This window comes from Pseudomonas sp. SJZ103 (genome assembly GCF_007828335.1).
Classification (GTDB): domain Bacteria; phylum Pseudomonadota; class Gammaproteobacteria; order Pseudomonadales; family Pseudomonadaceae; genus Aquipseudomonas.
The window spans coordinates 44,010-60,331 of record NZ_VIUN01000004.1; the positions used below are offsets into that span (position 1 = coordinate 44,010).

The 16,322-nt window shown below is 62.5% G+C and carries 14 protein-coding genes; 8 read left to right on the top strand and 6 right to left on the bottom strand.

The window, feature by feature from the left end; translation table 11 throughout:
- Positions 1–14 precede the first annotated feature (14 nt).
- Both FBY10_RS11040 and FBY10_RS11045 read left to right on the top strand, forming a co-directional pair.
- Positions 15–563: a PQQ-dependent catabolism-associated CXXCW motif protein gene (locus FBY10_RS11040; protein WP_145336174.1), complete on the top strand. Its 549-nt coding sequence runs from the start codon at positions 15–17 to the stop codon at positions 561–563.
- A 15-nt stretch (positions 564–578) separates the two neighbouring features.
- Complete coding sequence (locus FBY10_RS11045; RefSeq protein WP_010209341.1) at positions 579–1,244, top strand: response regulator transcription factor; 666 nt, start codon at positions 579–581, stop codon at positions 1,242–1,244.
- 928 nt (positions 1,245–2,172) lie between these two features.
- On the opposite strand, the gene FBY10_RS11050 is transcribed toward FBY10_RS11045, so the two are convergent.
- From FBY10_RS11050 to FBY10_RS11065, 4 genes are all read right to left on the bottom strand, one after another.
- Positions 2,173–4,113 carry a PAS domain-containing hybrid sensor histidine kinase/response regulator gene (locus FBY10_RS11050; RefSeq protein ID WP_131698172.1) on the bottom strand — a complete coding sequence of 647 codons (1,941 nt, stop codon included), beginning with the start codon at positions 4,111–4,113 and terminating at the stop codon, positions 2,173–2,175.
- The gene (gene nosP / locus FBY10_RS11055; protein ID WP_145336176.1) at positions 4,055–5,200 is read right to left on the bottom strand and encodes a nitric oxide-sensing protein NosP; all 1,146 of its coding nucleotides are present in this window, start codon (positions 5,198–5,200) and stop codon (positions 4,055–4,057) included. Before nosP ends, FBY10_RS11050 begins: the two co-directional genes overlap by 59 nt.
- Positions 5,201–5,339: 139 nt before the next feature.
- Positions 5,340–6,146 carry a sulfite exporter TauE/SafE family protein gene (locus FBY10_RS11060; RefSeq protein ID WP_145336178.1) on the bottom strand — a complete coding sequence of 269 codons (807 nt, stop codon included), beginning with the start codon at positions 6,144–6,146 and terminating at the stop codon, positions 5,340–5,342.
- A complete protein-coding gene (locus FBY10_RS11065; RefSeq protein WP_145336180.1) occupies positions 6,147–7,391 on the bottom strand; it encodes an FAD/NAD(P)-binding oxidoreductase in 1,245 nt (414 codons plus the stop codon).
- Between the two features lie 169 nt (positions 7,392–7,560).
- Between FBY10_RS11065 and FBY10_RS11070 the strand changes: the two genes are divergently transcribed.
- Positions 7,561–8,424, top strand: a complete 864-nt coding sequence (locus tag FBY10_RS11070) for an MBL fold metallo-hydrolase (protein ID WP_131698176.1) — start codon at positions 7,561–7,563, stop codon at positions 8,422–8,424.
- 57 nt (positions 8,425–8,481) lie between these two features.
- Here FBY10_RS11070 and bkdR read toward each other — a convergent pair whose 3' ends face one another.
- Positions 8,482–8,970, bottom strand: a complete 489-nt coding sequence (bkdR, locus tag FBY10_RS11075) for a Bkd operon transcriptional regulator BkdR (protein ID WP_003174877.1) — start codon at positions 8,968–8,970, stop codon at positions 8,482–8,484.
- Between the two features lie 195 nt (positions 8,971–9,165).
- Between bkdR and FBY10_RS11080 the strand changes: the two genes are divergently transcribed.
- The 5 genes from FBY10_RS11080 to FBY10_RS11105 all read left to right on the top strand — a co-directional run bounded on the left by FBY10_RS11080 (position 9,166) and on the right by FBY10_RS11105 (position 15,324).
- Positions 9,166–10,401 (top strand): 3-methyl-2-oxobutanoate dehydrogenase (2-methylpropanoyl-transferring) subunit alpha, encoded by a 1,236-nt coding sequence (locus FBY10_RS11080; RefSeq protein WP_145336182.1) that lies wholly within the window; start codon positions 9,166–9,168, stop codon positions 10,399–10,401.
- A gap of 1 nt (position 10,402) precedes the next feature.
- Positions 10,403–11,461: an alpha-ketoacid dehydrogenase subunit beta gene (locus FBY10_RS11085; protein ID WP_145336184.1), complete on the top strand. Its 1,059-nt coding sequence runs from the start codon at positions 10,403–10,405 to the stop codon at positions 11,459–11,461.
- The gene (locus FBY10_RS11090; protein ID WP_145336186.1) at positions 11,462–12,718 is read left to right on the top strand and encodes a dihydrolipoamide acetyltransferase family protein; all 1,257 of its coding nucleotides are present in this window, start codon (positions 11,462–11,464) and stop codon (positions 12,716–12,718) included.
- 4 nt (positions 12,719–12,722) lie between these two features.
- Positions 12,723–14,102 (top strand): dihydrolipoyl dehydrogenase, encoded by a 1,380-nt coding sequence (gene lpdA, locus FBY10_RS11095; RefSeq protein ID WP_131698179.1) that lies wholly within the window; start codon positions 12,723–12,725, stop codon positions 14,100–14,102.
- 202 nt (positions 14,103–14,304) lie between these two features.
- On the top strand, positions 14,305–15,324 hold the full coding sequence (locus FBY10_RS11105; RefSeq protein ID WP_131698180.1) for a branched-chain amino acid aminotransferase: 1,020 nt from the start codon (positions 14,305–14,307) through the stop codon (positions 15,322–15,324).
- Between the two features lie 67 nt (positions 15,325–15,391).
- Here the strand turns inward: FBY10_RS11105 and FBY10_RS11110 are convergent, their stop codons facing one another.
- Positions 15,392–16,285, bottom strand: a complete 894-nt coding sequence (locus FBY10_RS11110) for a GNAT family acetyltransferase (RefSeq protein ID WP_145336188.1) — start codon at positions 16,283–16,285, stop codon at positions 15,392–15,394.
- Between the last annotated feature and the right edge of the window lie 37 nt (positions 16,286–16,322).

Below are 16,322 nucleotides of genomic sequence, written 5' to 3' on the forward strand. Positions count from 1 at the left end.
AGGATCGCCCTGCCATGCTGTACGCCCGACTGCCTCTGTTGGCACTGCTGTGCCTGTTCGTCGCTAACGTTCAGGCCGACACTCCACTGTTTTCCGCCGACGGCTACCGCATCAGCCTGTACCGCAGCCCCACGCCCGACCACCTGCCAGGCGCCACGATTGTCGACACTTCGGCCCTGCAAACCCTGCTCAGCCAAACCCCCGCGCCCGTGCTGATCGACGTGTACCGCCGCCAGTGGCTGCAAGGGCGCTTCATCGAAGACCAGCCCCACGCCAACCTGCCCGGCAGCCACTGGCTGGCCAATACCGGCGACGGCGACCTGACGCCGGAGTGGCAAAACTATTTCGTGCGCCACTTGTATACCTACAGCGGCGGCGACCTCGAACGACCGTTGGTCTTCTATTGCCGCTCCGATTGCTGGCTGAGTTGGAACGCGGTAAAACGTGCCGCCAACCTCGGCTATACCTCTGTGTACTGGTATCGCGACGGCCTGGATGCCTGGGAAGCGGCGAAGCTGCCGGTGACGGTCGCCCAACCCGAGCCATTTCAAACATCACAATAAGAAAGGTGAACGGCCATGTACAAAATCCTGATTGCCGACGATCACCCACTGTTTCGCGAAGCGATCCATAACGTCATCAGCGACGGCTTTCCCGGCAGCGAAGTGATGGAAACCGCCGACCTCGACAGCGCCCTGGCGCTGACCCAGGAACACGACGACCTCGACCTGATCCTGCTCGACCTGAACATGCCCGGCATGCACGGCCTCAATGGCCTGATCAACCTGCGCAACGAGGCGCCGACCATTCCGGTGGTGATCGTCTCGGCCGAGCAGGACAAGCAGGTCGTGCTGCAAGCCATCACCTATGGCGCCGTGGGTTTTATCACCAAATCCTCGCCGCGCCTGCAAATGACCGAGGCGATCCAGCAGATTCTCAACGGCAACGTGTACCTGCCGCCGGACATCATCCGCACCCAGAAGCCCGGCACCCACCGGCGCCTCAACGAAAACCCCGGCTTCGCCCCCGAACTGCTGCAAGCCCTGACACGCAAGCAATTGCTGGTGCTGGAACGCATGACCAAGGGCGAGTCGAACAAACAGATCGCGTACACCCTGGAAATTGCCGAGACCACGGTGAAGGCTCACGTGTCGGCGATCCTGCGCAAATTGAACGTGCATAACCGGGTGCAGGCGATCCTCAGTGCCGGGGATATCGATTTCGGCTCGTACCTGCGCCGCTGACCCGTCTGACACAACACAAATCAAATGTGGGAGGGGGCTTGCTCCCGATGGCGGTGCATCAGTCAGTTATGATGTCGACTGACCCACCGCTATCGGGAGCAAGCCCCCTCCCACACTGGATCTCCGTTTATCAGGGCCGGCCGAGTAAGTGGCTCATGGCAGTCTTGAGCTTGATCAGACGTACCTGCGCCGCCAATCTTCCAGGCACAACACCGGTCAAATGTTGGAGGGGGCTTGCCCCCGATAGCTGTGGACCAGTCGACATCTGCTTGGCTGAAACACCGCCATCGGGAGCAAGCCCCCTCCCACATTGGTTCTCCGTTTATCAGGGCCGCCCGAGTAAGTGGCTCATGGCAGTCTTGAGCTTGATCAGACGTACCTGCGACGCCAATCTTCCAGGCACAACACTGGTCAAATGTGGGAGGGGGCTTGCTCCCGATAGCATCAGGTCAGTCAACACATGTGCTGGCTGATGCACCGCTATCGGGGCAAGCCCCCTCCCACATTGGTTCTCCGTTTATCAGGGCCGGCCGAGTAAGTGGCTCATGGCAGTCTTGAGCTTGATCAGACGTACCTGCGCCGCCAATCTTCCAGGCACAACACTGGTCAAATGTGGGAGGGGGCTTGCTCCCGATGGCGGTGCATCAGTCAGTTATGATGTCGACTGACCCACCGCTATCGGGGGCAAGCCCCCTCCCACACTGGATCTCCGTTTGTCAGGGCCGGCCGAGTAAGTGGCTCATGGCAGTCTTGAGCTTGATCAGACGTACCTGCGCCGCCAATCTTCCAGGCACAACACCGGTCAAATGTGGGAGGGGGCTTGCTCCCGATGGCGGTGCATCAGTCAGTTATGATGTCGACTGACCCACCGCTATCGGGGGCAAGCCCCCTCCGACATTTTGATCTCCACTTGTGGGTATTTCGCCGTTCATTTGCCGAGCAGGTGGCTCATGGCGGTCTTGAGTTTCATTGGGCGTACCGGCTTGTGCATCAAGGTGTGCCCCAACTCACGGATCTGCAGCTTCAACTCGTTGCTGTAGTTGGCGGTGATCATCAGCGCCGGTATCGCGCGGCCGCGGCGTCCATTGATGCGGGCGACGGCGTCGACGCCGTTCTGGTCGTCGTCGAGGTGGTAGTCGGCGATCAGCAAGTCGGCTTCGGCATGGTAGTTGTCCACCTGCCGTGCCAGGTCTTGCTCCGACAACGCCGTGATCACCTGGCAGCCCCAGCCTTCCAGCAAGGTGCGCATGCCCGCGCAGATCGCCGCGTCGTTATCCAGCACCCACACCCGTGCGCCTTGCAGGCGTTCGAGCATCGGCTCGCTCATGGCCAGCATTGGCAGCGACTTGGGCGCCGTGGCGCTCAACGGCACCTCCACCGAGAACATCGAGCCCTTGCCCGGCCAGGATTTGACGCTGATGCGATGACCCAGGATCCCGGCGATCTTTTCCACAATCGCCAGCCCCAGGCCCAACCCACGGTCCTGGTCGGGCCGCTGCACATCGCCGCGCTTGAACTCCTGGAAAATCTCCTCCAACCGCTCCTCGGCGATGCCCATGCCGCTGTCCCATACCTGGATCAACAAACGCTGATGCTGGCGGCGACAGCCCAGCACCACACGGCCCTTGTAGGTGTAGCGAATCGCGTTGCTCAACAGGTTGCGCAGAATCCGCGCCAGCAACTGAATATCGCTGCGCACCAGCGCCGAACAGCCGACAAAATGCAATTCGAGGCCCTCGCTGCGGGCCAATTCGGTGTACTCGGCGGCCAGGTTGTCGAGCAGTTCACTCAGGGCAAACGGCGCGATGTCGGCCTTGATCACCCCGGCATCCAGCTTGGAGATATCCACCAGGGTGCCCAGCAGGTTTTCCACGTCTTCCAGGGAGTTGCTCACGTTGCGCACCAACGTTTCGCTGGGCCGCTCCAGCAGCGCGCTGGTAAACAGGCGCGCCGCATTCAAAGGTTGCAGCAGGTCATGGCTGACGGCGGCGAGGAATTTGGTTTTCGACAGGTTGGCCTGCTCGGCCTCGAGCTTGGCTTCACGCAGGCGCGCCTCCACGCGGCGGCGCTCGTCGATCTCCTGCAATAACTGGTCGTTGAGCGCGGTCAGTTCCGAGGTGCGCTGGGCCACGCGTTGCTCCAGGTGCTGATAGGCCTGGTGCAGGGCTTCGGCGGTGCGGCGGCGTTCGGTGATGTCGCGGATCAGCACGAAGATCCCCACCACTTCGCCGCTGGCCAGCATATTCGGCACATAGGAGCGCAGCATGTAGCGCTCCTGGTTATTGATGTTGGTCTCGGCGAATTCAAAGGTCACGCTCTCCCCCGCCAGGGCGCGGGCGACGTAGGCATCCAGGCGCTGGCAGTGCTGCTCGCTGTGGACTTCGCGCAGGCTCTGGCCGAGCATCATGCCGCGCGGCCAGCAATACCATTCTTCATAGACTTTGTTGGTGAACTCGTAGACCAGGTCGGCATTCAGGTAGCCGATCAGGGCCGGGACGTTATCGGTGATCAGGCGAATCCAGCGTTCGCTTTCCTGGGCCTTTTGCGCGGCCGCCTGTTCGCCGCGCAGGGTTTCGGCGCGCAGCCGCGCGTTGATCAGCAAATGGTTGCTGGCCTTGAGTTCGGCCATCGCCTGGTTCAGCGCGTCGGTGCGTTCGCGCACTTGTTCGGCCAGCACCACCGAATGCTGAAAGGTAGTGTAAGGGTTATTGCCCTGGACCATGCCGGACTCGATGCGCTCGATCAGCGCCGCGTTGATCCGCGCCAGCTTGTGGTTGTCCTGTTGCAGCTGGGCAACCTGGGCGAGCAGTTCAGCGCCGACCTCGGGCAATGGCGACTCCAGTGAAGGTCTGGTTGATATGCATGCCATTGAACTGTTCTCCGTAGGTGTTGAAGCCCATCACCCGCTGGTCACGCAGGAAACCGCCGATCTGTTCCAGATTGTCGCTGTCTTCCAACTCCAGGCGGCGCAGGAAGCAGTCGCAGCCGATGGTCAACAGCAGGTCGCCCAGGCGCGCTTGCAGGCCGTCGAACAGGGTTTGCAGGTTTGGCAGGATCGGCCCGGGTTTCATCACGGTGAGGACGATGCCGTTTTCCACCGCGCAGTAGAAACTCAGGTTCAGGTCGTCGTGCACTTGCTGGATCGCCCGCACGTAGTACTGGTCGTGGATGCGCACTGCCAACGGGTGCGCCGCGAAGACGCGGTGATCGAGATCGGCCACGGCCACGCCGATATGCCGCGCGTACTCTTCGGCGGCGGGTTCGGCGTTGAGCTCGAAGACCCGGCGCGACGGGCTGTCGGCGCCGGTCACCACCAGCTTTTCGTTGCGCGGCAGGATGTGGTGGGTGGTGAACACCTCGAAATCCAGCCAGGTATTGACCAGCACCACCACCGCCGCGCCGCTGTGGAAGGCGCCGTTGAAGTACACGTGGGTGTGGGTGAGGAAGTTGTCGTCACCGGCCGAACCGCCGAAATGCGGAATGTCGCCGAGCGCCGCGCTGAGGGCGGCGAGCACCACCTCTTCACGGCTGGACAGGCCATCGAGCAGGGTCAGAGCGAAGGTGTTGCCCTTGATCGGCGCCAGGGTATTGCTGCGGCAACCGCCGACCAGACGTTCAACCATCTGCTGGGCGTCGATCAGGCTGAAGTGTTCCACCTGGTCGATCAGCTCCGTGGCGATGGAAAAGTGCGCGTGGTTAAAGCCCATTGCCGTCACGCAATTGCGGCCGTAGCCCTGGGGCGTGATCTCGCCGGCGCTGGTGCAGCCCACTACGCGCACGTTGCCGAAACATTCTTGCAGGGCGTGGCCCAGGGCCTGCAGGTCGTAGGAGGCCGAGCAGAAAAACAGCACGAAGCCCAGGTACGGATGCAACAGTTGCCGCGCCAACTCCTCGGCGGCCTGCCCGGCATCGGTGGCCTGGGACATGGCACTGACTACGCCTTCACTGTTATGCATCGTTACCTCCCCCTCTGAGGCATGAGTGTACGAAGGGCGGAGGGTGGGACCTATGCTACTTGGGTACTGGGTGGGGGGATGCGATGGGATGAATCGCTCAAAAACAAGGGAGATTCAAATGTGGGAGGGCATTTCAGGTTCAAAGCACGGCGTTGACCAGCATGCCAATCGCCACCAGCACACACAGGCTGGCAAACCCCACCTGCAAGGTGCGTGCGGCAATCACCGAGCACAGGCGTCGGCCGATCAGCATGCCGACGATACTCGCCGCGATGAACACCCAGCCCACGGGTTCGATGCGCACCCCGGCATGGAACGCGCCGGCCACGCCGATCAGCGAAATCAGGCTGATCACCATCAGCGACGTGGCGACGATGCCACGCATCTGCACGTCGGTGAGTTGCTTGAACGCCGGCACGATCAAAAAGCCGCCGCCCACCCCGAGCAAACCCGAGACCGCCCCCGTCACCGCGCCCAGTGCGGCCAGGGTGGCGCTGCATTTGGCGGTCCAGGCCAGGCGCCCGGTCTGTTGATTGAGCATGCAGTTCTTCTGGCCCCAGGACGCCGCGCCATGGTCACTCGGCCCGGCCTCGAGCTTTTCGCGCTGCAACATGCGCCAGGCCACCAGCACCATCAACACACTGAACAGCCCCATCAGCACCGGCTCCGGCAACTGGTGGGCGAGAAACACCCCCAGCGGCGAAAACAGCGCGCCGAGCAAAGCGATCAACAGCGCGGCGCGGTAACGCACCAGGCCGTGGCGTAACCCGTCAATCGCCCCGACGGCCGCTGCCGCGCCCACCGCCAGCAACGACACCGGCGCGGCCTGGGTCATCGTCAAGCCCAACCCCAGCACCAACGCCGGCACCCCGAGGATGCCGCCGCCCGCGCCGGTCAGGCCCATGACCAGGCCCATCAACATCCCCAACACACTGGCCAGCAGCATTTAATCCACCTTGCTCAGACGGGTCAGCCACTCGCGGCCCTTGAGCATGCCGTTCCAGTAGAACCACGGCAGCCAGGTCGCCTTGAGAAACCACATCGAACGGCGCGCCCGGGTCGGGTCGAGGGGAAAGGTCGGCAGCAACTTGCCGCCGTAGCCGAACTCGGCCAATACCACCTTGCCCTTCTCCACCGTCAGCGGGCACGAGCCATAGCCGTCATACTTGAGCGGCAGCGGCGCCTGTCTGCGCAGGGCCAGCAGGTTTTCGGCGACCACCACGATTTGCTTGCGCACGGCGGCGGCGGTCTTGGCGTTGCTGGTGCCGCACACATCGCCCAGGCCGAATATCTGCGGATAGCGCAGGTGCTGCAGGCTGTGGGGGTTCACCTCGCACCAGCCGGCAGCGTCGGCCAGCGGGCTTTGGCGGATAAACTCCGGGGCAACTTGCGGCGGCACCACGTGCAGCAGGTCGAAGGATTTTTCCTCGAGCGTGACGTTGCCCTCGGCATCCTTCACCTCGAACCAGGCCTTGCGCGCCGGGCCGTCGACCTTGACCAGGTTGGCGTTGAACGCCAGGCGCGCGTTGTATTTCTCCACGTATTTCATCAACGGCGGCACAAAGGTCGCCACGCCGAACAGCGCCGCGCCGGCCAGGTTGAACTCGACGTCGATGTGTTTAAGGTCGCCCTGCCTGAGCCAGTGATCGCAGGACAGGTACATGGCCTTTTGCGGCGCACCCGCGCATTTGATCGGCATGGCCGGCTGGGTAAAGATCGCCTTGCCGCCCTTGAGTTGCTGCACCAGTTGCCAGGTGTAGGCGGCGCTTTCGTAGCTGTAATTGGAGGTGACGCCGTGCTGGCCCAGGGTCTCTTCCAGGCCTTCGACCTTCTCCCACGCCAGGCGCAGGCCCGGGCAGACGATCAGGTTGTTCCAGCTGACGCGCTGGCCGCTGTCGAGCACCAGGGTGCGCTCGTCCGGCGACAGTTCGGTGACGGCGGCCTGCACCCAGGTGACGCCATTGGGCAGCACATCGGCCAGGGGGCGTCGGGTCTTTTTCAGGTCGTAGGCACCGCCGCCGACCAGGGTCCAGGCCGGCTGGTAGCAGTGATGGTCGCTGGGTTCGATGAGGGTGATGTTCAGGTCGGGGTCGCGCTTGAGCAGGCTGGCCAGCAGGCCGATGCCTGCCGAACCGCCGCCGATGACGACGATATCGCCACTGATGGTTGGCCCCCAGTGTTGGTCGGTCATGGTCTATTGCCTTTTATCGTCAATGCACACAAGGGTCGCTGCCGTATGGCATCACGCCCAGCGATGGGTCGATGCTTTGCCTCGAATCGTTTTTTTGCCTTAAGCTCGCAAGCCTATGTGGAAAACATCTCGAATGTAACCCGCAATTCGCTACCAAGGACCGCCGCCAATGCCAGCGTTGATTCAAGCCTTTCTGGACGAGGCATCGTCGACCTACACCTATGTCCTGCATGAGGGCGATGATGGCCCCTGCGCCATTGTCGACTCGGTGCTCAACTACGATCCGGCATCAGGGCGCACCGACACCCGTCAGGCGGACAAAGTGATTGCCTATGTGCGCGAACATCGTCTGCAAGTGCAATGGCTGCTGGAGACCCACGCCCATGCCGACCACCTGTCGGCAGCGCCGTACCTGCGCCGCACCCTGGGCGGCAAGATCGCCATCGGCCAAAGCATCAGCAAGGTGCAGGACGTATTCAAGAATCTTTTCAACCTGGAGCCGGAATTTCGCGTCGATGGCTCGCAGTTCGACCACCTGTTTGCGCCGGATGAAATCTTCCACATCGGCACCATCAAGGCCCAGGCCCTGCACGTGCCGGGGCATACCCCGGCGGACATGGCCTACTTGATCGACGACCGCCTCATCCTGGTCGGCGACACCCTGTTCATGCCCGATGTCGGCACCGCTCGCTGCGACTTCCCCGGCGGCGATGCGCGGCAGTTGTATGCGTCGATGCGCAAGCTCTTGGCCTTTGCCCCCGATACCCAACTGTACGTGTGCCACGACTACCCGCCCGAAGGCCGCGAGGCCAAATGCCTGACTACGGTGGCCGAACAGCGGGCGGGAAATATCCATGTGCATGACGGGGTGGATGAAGCGACGTTCGTGGCGATGCGCACCCAACGCGATGCCGGGCTGGGGATGCCCACGCTGTTGTTGCCGGCGATCCAGGTGAATGTGCGAGCGGGGAATATGCCGCCGGCGGAAGAGAATGGGGTTACTTACTTGAAGATACCCCTCAACCAACTCTGAGATGCGGGAACAATGTGGGAGGGGACCTGCCCCCTCCCACATTGGTAATCTGTTGCATCAGCTACCGAGGCTGATGCCATTGGCAGGCAACGGCAACGCTGTTTTGTAGCGCACTTGCTTGAGGGCAAAGCTGGAACGAATATTCGCCACCCCCGGCACCTTGGTCAAAAAGTCCATCATGAACCGCTCCAGCGACTGGATCGTCGGCACCAACACCCGGATCAAATAGTCCGGATCGCCGGCCATCAAATAGCACTCCATCACCTCGGGCCGGTCGGAAATCGCGCCTTCAAACTGCTGCAACGCCAACTCGTTCTGTTTTTCCAGGCTCACATGGATAAACACGTTGACGTGCAGCCCCAGCAAATCGGCGTCGAGCAGGGTGACCTGCTCGCGAATCAGGCCCAGTTCTTCCATCGCCTTGACCCGGTTGAAACAGGGTGTAGGCGACAGGTTGACCGAGCGGGCCAGGTCGGCGTTGGTGATCCGCGCATTCTCCTGAAGGGCGTTGAGAATGCCGATATCGGTACGGTCCAGTTTGCGCATGAGACAAAATCACCTGTTTATTATGTTTATGCAGGTTTTTTATCCGCAATTGATCGCGGGCGCAACGAAACAGAGATAAATATTCTTCTACGCCACGCCTATGATTGTTGTAGGACAAGATTTCTCTTACCCGGAGACTGACTGTCAGCTAGCGCGCCCACTACAAGAAATTCACAAGATCGAGCGTAGAAAGCCATGAATCAGCCGTATGCCCCACTGCGCCTGCACGTTCCCGAACCGTCGGGTCGCCCAGGCTGCAAGACCGACTTTGCCTACCTGCGCCTGACCGACGCAGGCACCGTGCGCAAACCCGCCATCGACGTAGAACCCGCCGACACCGCCGACCTGGCCAAGGGCCTGATCCGCGTGCTCGACGACCAGGGCCAGGCCCTGGGCCCGTGGGCTGAAGGGGTTCCGGTAGAGATCCTGCGCAAAGGCATGCGCGCCATGCTCAAGACGCGGATCTTCGACAACCGCATGGTGGTCGCCCAGCGTCAGAAAAAAATGTCGTTCTACATGCAAAGCCTTGGCGAAGAAGCCATCGGCAGCGCCCAGGCCCTGGCCTTGAACATCGACGACATGTGCTTCCCCACCTACCGCCAGCAAAGCATCCTGATGGCCCGCGACGTGCCGCTGGTGGACCTGATCTGTCAGTTGCTGTCCAACGAGCGCGACCCGCTCAAGGGCCGCCAGCTGCCGATCATGTATTCGGTCAAGGACGCAGGCTTCTTCACCATTTCCGGCAACCTCGCCACCCAATTCGTACAGGGTGTAGGCTGGGGCATGGCCTCGGCGATCAAGGGCGATACCAAGATCGCCTCGGCCTGGATCGGCGACGGCGCCACCGCCGAATCCGACTTCCACACCGCCCTCACCTTTGCCCACGTGTACCGCGCGCCGGTGATTCTCAACGTGGTCAACAACCAGTGGGCGATTTCCACCTTCCAGGCCATCGCCGGTGGCGAAGCCACCACCTTCGCCGGACGCGGCGTCGGCTGCGGCATCGCCTCCCTGCGCGTGGACGGCAACGACTTTATCGCGGTGTACGCCGCCTCCGCCTGGGCCGCCGAACGTGCGCGCCGCAACCTCGGCCCAACCCTGATCGAATGGGTCACCTACCGCGCCGGTCCGCACTCCACCTCGGACGATCCGTCCAAATACCGTCCCGCCGACGACTGGAGCCACTTCCCGTTGGGCGACCCGATTGCCCGCCTCAAGCAGCACCTGATCAGGATTGGCCAGTGGTCCGAAGAGGAACACGCGGCGGTCAGTGCCGAACTGGAAGCCGAGGTGATCGCCGCACAGAAACAAGCCGAACAGTACGGCACCCTGGCCGGTGGTCAGATTCCAAGCGCCGCGACCATGTTCGAAGACGTCTATAAAGAGATGCCGGAGCACTTGAAGCGCCAGCGTCAAGAGTTGGGGATCTGACATGAACGATCACAACAACAGCATCGAATTGGAAACCGCCATGACCACCACCACCATGACCATGATCCAGGCCCTGCGCTCGGCCATGGATGTGATGCTTGAACGTGATGACAACGTGGTGGTGTTCGGCCAGGACGTCGGTTACTTCGGCGGTGTGTTCCGTTGCACCGAAGGCTTGCAGACCAAGTACGGCAGCTCGCGGGTCTTCGACGCACCGATCTCCGAGAGCGGCATTATCGGCGTGGCCGTGGGCATGGGTGCCTATGGCCTGCGCCCGGTTGCCGAGATCCAGTTCGCCGACTACGTCTACCCCGCCACCGACCAGATCATCTCCGAAGCGGCGCGCCTGCGTTATCGCTCGGCCGGCCAGTTCACTGCACCGCTGACCATGCGCATGCCCTGCGGCGGCGGCATCTACGGCGGCCAGACCCACAGCCAGAGCATCGAAGCGGTGTTCACCCAGGTCTGCGGCTTGCGCACGGTGATGCCGTCCAATCCCTATGACGCCAAGGGCCTGCTGATCGCCTCGATCGAAAACGATGACCCGGTGATCTTCCTCGAGCCCAAACGCCTGTACAACGGCCCGTTCGACGGCCACCACGACCGCCCGGTAACGCCGTGGTCGAAACACCCGCAGGCGCAAGTGCCGGACGGTTACTACACCGTGCCGCTGGACGTGGCCGCCGTCGTGCGTCCGGGCTCGGCCGTCACTGTGCTGACCTACGGCACCACCGTGTATGTGTCGCAGGTCGCCGCCGAAGAAACCGGCATCGACGCCGAAGTCATCGACCTGCGCAGCCTGTGGCCGCTGGACCTGGAAACCATCGTCAAATCCGTGAAGAAGACCGGCCGTTGCGTGGTGGTGCACGAAGCCACCCGCACCTGCGGCTTTGGTGCTGAATTGGTGGCGCTGGTGCAGGAGCATTGCTTCCACCACCTGGAAGCGCCGATCGAACGCGTCACCGGTTGGGACACCCCCTACCCGCACGCGCAGGAGTGGGCGTATTTCCCAGGCCCGTCCCGAGTGGGCGCGGCGTTGAAACGGGTCATGGAGGTCTGAATGGGCACGCACGTTATCAAGATGCCGGACATTGGCGAAGGCATCGCGGAAGTTGAACTGTCGCAGTGGCATGTGAAGGTCGGCGACCTGGTCGTCGAAGACCAGGTGTTGGCGGATGTGATGACCGACAAGGCGATGGTGGACATTCCCTCGCCCGTCCATGGCAAGGTAATTTCCCTCGGCGGCGAGCCGGGTGAAGTCATGGCAGTGGGCAGTATTCTGATCAGCATTGAAGTGGAAGGTGCGGGCAACGCCAAGGAGGCGCCCGTGGTGGCGGAGCCGGTGAAAGCGGCTGCCGTTGTCGAGGCCAAACCGGCACCGGTGATTGAAAGCCAGCCCGCGCCCGTCGTGACCGCACAGGCCCCTGTGGCCCGCGATGTCGACGAACGCCCCCTGGCCTCCCCCGCCGTGCGCAAGCACGCGCTGGATGCCGGGATTCAACTGCGTCTGGTACAGGGCTCCGGCCCCGCCGGGCGGATCCTGCACGAAGACCTTGACGCCTACCTGCAACAAGGGCCGTCAAAAGCTTCGACGGCAGCCAACCCTTACGCCGAACGCAACGACGAAGAACAGATCCCGGTGATCGGCATGCGCCGCAAGATCGCCCAGCGTATGCAGGAAGCCACCCGGCGTGCCGCGCATTTCAGCTATGTGGAAGAGATCGACGTCACCGCCCTCGACGAGCTGCGCGTGCACCTCAATGAGAAGCACGGCGCCACGCGCGGCAAGCTGACGTTGCTGCCGTTTATCGTGCGCGCCATGGTCGTGGCGTTGCGGGATTTCCCGCAGATCAACGCACGTTACGACGACGAAGCCCAGGTCATCACCCGCCTCGGCGCGGTGCATGTGGGCGTCGCCACTCAGAGCGACGTGGGCCTGATGGTGCCGGTGGTGCGTCACGCCGAGGCACGCAGCCTGTGGGGCAACGCCGAGGAAATCGCGCGCTTGGCCAGCGCCGCGCGCAATGGCAAGGCCAGTCGCGATGAACTGTCGGGATCGACCATTACCCTGACCAGCCTGGGCGCCCTGGGCGGTATCGTCAGCACCCCGGTGCTGAACCTGCCGGAGGTGGCCATCGTTGGCGTCAACCGTATCGTTGAGCGGCCGATGGTGATCAAGGGCCAGATCGTGATTCGCAAAATGATGAACCTCTCCAGCTCCTTCGATCACCGCGTGGTCGATGGCATGGACGCGGCGCAATTCATCCAGGCCATTCGCGGCCTGCTCGAACAACCCGCCAGCCTGTTCCTGGAGTAAGGGCATGACTCAGACATTGCATACCACGCTGCTGATTATCGGCGGCGGCCCTGGCGGTTATGTGGCCGCCATTCGTGCCGGCCAACTGGGCATCCCGACGATCCTGGTGGAAGGCCAGGCGTTGGGCGGCACCTGCCTGAACATCGGCTGCATTCCGTCCAAGGCCTTGATTCACGTAGCCGAGCAGTTCCAGCAAACCGTGCACCACAGCCAAGGTTCCCAACTGGGAATCGAGGTGGATGTGCCGACCCTGGACATCCGCAAAAGCGTGGAATGGAAAGACGGCATCGTCGACCGCCTGACCACGGGCGTCGCTGCACTGCTTAAAAAGCACAAAGTGCAGGTGATCCACGGCTGGGCCACGGTGGTGGACGGCAAGACCGTCGACGTCGGCGACCAGCGCATCCAGTGCGAACATCTGCTGCTGGCCACCGGTTCGACAAGCGTCAACCTGCCGATGCTGCCGATTGGCGGGCCGATCATCTCCTCCACCGAAGCCCTGGCGCCGACCCGCGTGCCCAAGCGCCTGATTGTGGTGGGCGGCGGCTACATCGGCCTGGAGTTGGGGATTGCCTACCGCAAGCTCGGCGCCGAGGTCAGTGTGGTCGAGGCGCAGGACCGCATCCTGCCGGCCTACGACGCCGAGCTGACGCAACCGGTGAACGAATCGCTCAAGCAGTTGGGCGTGAAGCTGTACCTCAAGCACAGCGTCACCGGTTTCGAGCACAACAGCCTGCAGGTGCGCGACCCGAATGGCGACACGTTGTCGCTGGCGACGGACCAGGTGCTGGTGGCCGTTGGTCGTAAACCCAATACCCAGGGCTGGAACCTCGAAGCGCTGAACCTGGAGATGAACGGCGCGGCGATCAAGATCGACAGCCGCTGCCAGACCAGCATGCGCAATGTGTATGCCATCGGCGACCTGAGCGGCGAGCCGATGCTGGCGCACCGGGCCATGGCCCAGGGCGAAATGGTTGCCGAACTGATCAGCGGTCAACACCGCGAATTCAACCCGGCCGCGATCCCGGCGGTATGCTTTACCGACCCGGAACTGGTGGTGGTCGGCAAGACGCCCGATGATGCCAAGGCCGCCGGCCTGGACTGCATCGTGTCGAGTTTCCCGTTTGCCGCCAACGGCCGCGCGATGACCCTGGAGTCGAAAACCGGCTTCGTACGGGTGGTGGCACGCCGCGACAATCATCTGATTGTCGGCTGGCAAGCGGTCGGCGCCGGCGTGTCCGAGCTGTCCACCGCCTTCGGCCTCAGCCTGGAAATGGGCGCGCGCCTGGAAGACGTGGCCGGCACCATCCACGCCCATCCGACGCTCGGCGAAGCGGTGCAGGAAGCTGCGCTCAGGGCGCTGGGGCATGCGCTGCACCTGTAAATAAACACCCCCTGCAGGAGCGAGCTTGCTCGCGAAGAACCTGAGGGCGCCGCGTTCATTCTGGTTTGACGCGTTATCGTTGACGATTTTCGCGAGCAAGCTCGCTCCTGCAAGGGACGCGGGGGATGCGAACGGGCCTGCGAATGAAGTATTGTTGCGCCCATTCAGAAAAAAACCGACTTGACCAAAGATAGAGGGTGTCATGGGTAACGAAAGCATCAATTGGGACAAGCTGGGTTTTGACTACATCAAGACCGACAAGCGGTTTCTCCAAGTCTGGAAAAACGGCGAATGGCAAGCCGGCACCCTGACCGACGACAACGTGCTGCACATCAGCGAGGGCTCTACCGCCCTGCACTACGGCCAGCAGTGCTTCGAAGGCCTCAAGGCCTACCGCTGCAAGGACGGTTCGATCAACCTGTTCCGTCCGGACCAGAACGCCGCGCGCATGCAGCGCAGCTGCGCCCGCCTGCTGATGCCGCACGTCCCGACCGACGCGTTCATCGACGCATGCAAACAAGTGGTCAAGGCCAACGAGCGGTTCATCCCGCCGTATGGCAGCGGCGGCGCGCTGTACCTGCGCCCGTTCGTGATCGGCACCGGTGACAACATCGGCGTGCGTACCGCGCCGGAGTTCATCTTCTCGGTGTTCTGCATCCCGGTCGGCGCCTACTTCAAGGGCGGCCTGGTGCCCCACAACTTCCAGATCTCCACCTTCGACCGCGCCGCGCCACAGGGCACCGGTGCCGCCAAGGTCGGTGGCAACTACGCCGCCAGCCTGATGCCGGGCTCGGAAGCGAAGAAATCCGGTTTCGCCGATGCGATCTACCTGGACCCGATGACTCACTCGAAAATCGAAGAAGTCGGCTCGGCCAACTTCTTCGGGATCACCCACGACAACAAGTTCATCACACCGAAGTCGCCTTCGGTGCTGCCAGGCATCACCCGCCTGTCGCTGATCGAACTGGCCCAGACCCGCCTGGGCCTGGAAGTGGTCGAAGGCGAAGTGTTCATCGACAAGCTGGATCAGTTCAAGGAAGCCGGCGCCTGCGGCACTGCCGCGGTGATCTCGCCGATCGGCGGTATCCAGTACAACGGCCAACTGCATGTGTTCCACAGCGAGACCGAAGTCGGCCCGATCACCCAGAAGCTCTACAAAGAGCTGACCGGCGTGCAGACCGGCGACGTCGAAGCGCCAGCGGGTTGGATCGTAAAAGTCTAAACCCGCAACACCGCACATCAAATGTGGGAGAGGGCTTGCCCCCTCCCACATTTGTTTTGCAGTGTTCTTAGGATTGAGTCGGAATATTCTCGGCAACCTTTTTGCCCATGCTGATCCTCGCCTCCACCCCATACCCCAGCGCCTCGTAGAACCCCGCCACCGCATCATTGCCACTGGTGATCTGCAGGTTGATCTTCATGCAGCCCAGGGCCATCAATGCCTGTTCCGCATGCCGCACCAGCGAGGAACCCAGGCCATGACGCCGATAGTCGGCGTGCACGGCCACCGAATACAGCCAGCCGCGATGGCCGTCGTAGCCGGCAAGAATCGTCCCGATCACGGTTTTCTTGTCCGTCGCTACAAAAAACAGCCCGTCATTTACCGCCAGTTTCTTATCGATCGCCAAGGTCGGCAGGTTATGCGCCGTGTCATAACCAAACGCCTCCTGCCATAACGCCACCACTTGCGCCCGGTGCTGACGGTCGCGGTACGGCCCGATGGGATGGCGCGACAACAGCGCCTTTTCCATCACCAGCGTGCGCTCATTGCCGTGGTAGACGTCGCGTACCGTGTGAAACCCCAGTTTGGTGTAGAACGGCTCGGCGGTCAGCGAAGACGGCACACTCAGCGTCGTCACCCCCGCTTCCCGCGCGCGCAGTTCGATTTCAATCATCAGCAACCGGCCAACGCCCTGCCCTTGCGCCGCCGGATTGACGAATACCGAGCGCACCACATTGGTATCCAGGGCCGCCGTGGCGACGATCACCCGGTCCTGGACCGCCACCAGCACCACCCGCCGCTTGAGCAGCTCAAGCACCGCGTCCGGCGTGAAGTTGCTGGCCACCCGGGCAATCACATCCACCGGATAATCCCGCGCATTGCTGCTGTGCAAGGCCGCCAGGATGACCTGGCTGATCCCTTCGGCATCGGCGGATTGGGCGAGACGTACGACGGTAGACATGATTCCTCCTGGCTGAGACAGCTATGGCAAATACCAC

Coding starts and splice junctions, on each gene's coding strand:
- FBY10_RS11040 (WP_145336174.1), top strand. CDS start 15: ATGCTGTACGCCCGACTGCCTCTGTTGGCACTGCTGTGCCTGTTCGTC.
- FBY10_RS11045 (WP_010209341.1), top strand. CDS start 579: ATGTACAAAATCCTGATTGCCGACGATCACCCACTGTTTCGCGAAGCG.
- FBY10_RS11050 (WP_131698172.1), bottom strand. CDS start 4,113: ATGGCATGCATATCAACCAGACCTTCACTGGAGTCGCCATTGCCCGAG.
- nosP (WP_145336176.1), bottom strand. CDS start 5,200: ATGCATAACAGTGAAGGCGTAGTCAGTGCCATGTCCCAGGCCACCGAT.
- FBY10_RS11060 (WP_145336178.1), bottom strand. CDS start 6,146: ATGCTGCTGGCCAGTGTGTTGGGGATGTTGATGGGCCTGGTCATGGGC.
- FBY10_RS11065 (WP_145336180.1), bottom strand. CDS start 7,391: ATGACCGACCAACACTGGGGGCCAACCATCAGTGGCGATATCGTCGTC.
- FBY10_RS11070 (WP_131698176.1), top strand. CDS start 7,561: ATGCCAGCGTTGATTCAAGCCTTTCTGGACGAGGCATCGTCGACCTAC.
- bkdR (WP_003174877.1), bottom strand. CDS start 8,970: ATGCGCAAACTGGACCGTACCGATATCGGCATTCTCAACGCCCTTCAG.
- FBY10_RS11080 (WP_145336182.1), top strand. CDS start 9,166: ATGAATCAGCCGTATGCCCCACTGCGCCTGCACGTTCCCGAACCGTCG.
- FBY10_RS11085 (WP_145336184.1), top strand. CDS start 10,403: ATGAACGATCACAACAACAGCATCGAATTGGAAACCGCCATGACCACC.
- FBY10_RS11090 (WP_145336186.1), top strand. CDS start 11,462: ATGGGCACGCACGTTATCAAGATGCCGGACATTGGCGAAGGCATCGCG.
- lpdA (WP_131698179.1), top strand. CDS start 12,723: ATGACTCAGACATTGCATACCACGCTGCTGATTATCGGCGGCGGCCCT.
- FBY10_RS11105 (WP_131698180.1), top strand. CDS start 14,305: ATGGGTAACGAAAGCATCAATTGGGACAAGCTGGGTTTTGACTACATC.
- FBY10_RS11110 (WP_145336188.1), bottom strand. CDS start 16,285: ATGTCTACCGTCGTACGTCTCGCCCAATCCGCCGATGCCGAAGGGATC.